Below are 2,501 nucleotides of genomic sequence, written 5' to 3'. Positions count from 1 at the left end.
ATTTTGGGAACTGGTTCTATCAAATCTGAGAAGAGATAACCGTAAAGATTGTCGGTGACTCCTTAGCTAGGTACCTCTTGGCCATTGCATTGCGCACCCCCTTTAGGAGGTGCGCGCATATGGTGAGCGTTAGCCTCTAGGCCGCCACAACCGGGTTCAGGTACCGCTTCCCCGCTCCTGGAACCTAAAGAGGCTCTTCACAATCGGGGGTGTAGTCGGGGTCTGAATCCGCCGGTTTCCAGTAGGGATCTGGCGATGTAGTTGGTGAGGTTGCGAAAGCCGAGGGCTGAGCCGCGGAGGTGTTCGAGGCGGCCGTTGATCGCTTCGGTCGGCCCGTTGGATGTGCCGGGCCGGTCGAAGTAGGCCAGGACGTCGGCGGCACGCTTCTTCAGCGTCCGCCCGAGTGTGATGACTTCCTGCAGGGGCTTGGGGACGCCGGCGCTTAGCGTGGTGATCAGCGCGGCCATCATGGTGCGGCCGGTCTTGCGGTCGGGGTGCCGATAGGCGGCCACGGTGCGCTGATACATCTGCCAGGTGGCCTCGACCTCGGCATGGGCGTCGATGGAGAACAGGGCGCTCAGCCGGATCTTCTGTTTGTCGGTGAGCAGATCGGCCCCGGTCTGTAGGGTGCGCCGGCAGGCGTAGAGCGGGTCGGTCTTGCGGCCGCGGTGCCCGCAGGTGTCCATCTGGACCCGGCGCCGGCATTCGTCGAGGGCGTTGCCGGCCAGGCGCACCACGTGGAAGGGGTCCATCACTGTCGCCGCCCCGGGTAGTTCTTCGGTGGTGGCGGTCTTGAACCCGGAGAATCCGTCCATGGCAACGACTTGCACACCATCACGCCACTGCTTGGGCCGCTCAGCCAACCAGTCCTGGAATGCCTTCTTGGATCGGCCCTCGACCATGTCGAGCAGCCTGGCCGGGCCGGTCTTGTCGCGGACCGGGGTCAAGTCGATGATGACGGTGACGTACTTGTCGCCGCGGCGGGTGTGCCGCCAGACGTGTTCGTCGACGCCGATCACCGCCACCGAGTCGAAGCGGTCCGGATCGGCGATGAGGACCCGGCGTCCTTCGGCGAGCACCGCGTTGTTGGCGGTGTTCCACGACACCGCCAGCGCTTCGGCGATCCGGGCCACGGACAGATGTTGGCAGACAATGGCTTCCAGCGCCCACCGCAATCCGCGCCGGGACAGTTTGGCCCGCGGTTCGGCGGCCTTGCCGCTGTCTTGGCGCCACACATGGGCGCATCCTTGGCAGCGGTAGCGCCGGATCGTGACCAGTAGGGTGGTGGGCCGCCATCCGAACGGCTCGTGGGCAAGTTGGCGGGTGACGCTGTCTCGCACGGTGCCCTGTTCTCCGCAACGCCGACACCACGAGTCGTCGTCGGTGATCCGGCACGCCAGCACTGCTCGGTCCGTGGCGAGGTGTTGGCCGGTCACCTCCAGCCCGAGTTCATCGAGGTGGCAAAACGTGGTCAGATCAGGGCAAGCAAAGGTAACGTCAGGCACGTCGAGGTCTTCCAGATCAGGTGTGTAGGAACCCTCATCTTCTGAAGACCTCGACCCCTATCCCGGTAGCGACGCGCCAACCACCTCTACACCCTCAACTGTGAAGAGCCCCTAAAGAATGAACGGAGTACGAGGGAACCGCTGGGAGCTAGACGCAACCGCGCTCCGCTCGCCCGGCCAAAGACGGTGAAGGACGGTGTATGACGACCGAGACCGAGAATGACAGCGACGCGGTCGGCCAGCACCTCACCCGGATGCGCGAGGAGGGCGAACTGGCGTTCACGATCGAGCCGCGGTGCCGCGTCTGTCGCCGCCCTGACCTGCGTGCGAAGGTCAACGGGATGTTGGCGGGCGGCTACAGCTTGGCCGCGATCCTGGATGCCTTGCAGCCGGTCAACGCGTCCCTTCCGCGCAAGAGCCAGATCACCGCGGATTCGTTGGGCAAACACCGGCTCAAGCACTTCAACCTACAGCAGCCAGCAGCCGCCCTCTGGCGCCGAATCATGGAGCAGCAGGCAGAGGCGGCCAGCTTCGAGAAGGGGGTTACGTCCCTTCTCACACCGATGGCTTTTTTCACGACGCTGATGCAGCGAGGTTTTGAAACGATGATCGACGAGGCCACCACGGTTTCGGTCGATCAAGGGTTCGCCGCGGCCCGCGAGCTGGGCAAGCTGGCCGCCCAAGGCGACGACGAGCGGGGGTGGGCCGAGGCGCACGCGAAGATGAATCGCATCGTCGCGGTCATGAAGGAGCTTCCCCCCGAATACCAGGAGATGGTGCTCGCGAAGCTGGAGGGCAGGCCAGGGCCGCCGCCGACAGGCGGCGGGCGGCTGGCGGTGAGTGAGGGCGGCGGGGTCACCGGGGACGACGAGGAGTTCGACCCGTTCGACGGTGGCGACGACGATTTCGACGACGAGGACTGAGCGGGGCCAAACGATGGGGCACTGCCGCCGCGCGGCCAGGAGACTCGCAGACCAACACGGCTGCGCTGGCCCG

The 2,501-nt window shown here is 65.2% G+C and carries 2 protein-coding genes; one reads left to right on the top strand and one right to left on the bottom strand.

The genetic code is table 11. The features are described from left to right. Positions 1-197: 197 nt before the first annotated feature. Positions 198-1,505: an ISL3 family transposase gene (locus VMD50_RS20585; RefSeq protein ID WP_325430192.1), complete on the bottom strand. Its 1,308-nt coding sequence runs from the start codon at positions 1,503-1,505 to the stop codon at positions 198-200. Positions 1,506-1,705: 200 nt separating this feature from the next. On the opposite strand from VMD50_RS20585, the gene VMD50_RS20580 reads away from it, so the two are divergent. Further along, on the top strand, positions 1,706-2,428 hold the full coding sequence (locus VMD50_RS20580) for a hypothetical protein (RefSeq protein ID WP_325430190.1): 723 nt from the start codon (positions 1,706-1,708) through the stop codon (positions 2,426-2,428). Positions 2,429-2,501 lie beyond the last annotated feature (73 nt).

The organism is Mycobacterium sp. (genome assembly GCF_035506235.1).
In the GTDB taxonomy this organism is placed as follows: Bacteria; Actinomycetota; Actinomycetes; order Mycobacteriales; family Mycobacteriaceae; genus Mycobacterium.
The sequence above is the reverse complement of the archived record's forward strand: the minus strand, read 5'-3'. Positions and strand labels throughout refer to the sequence as shown.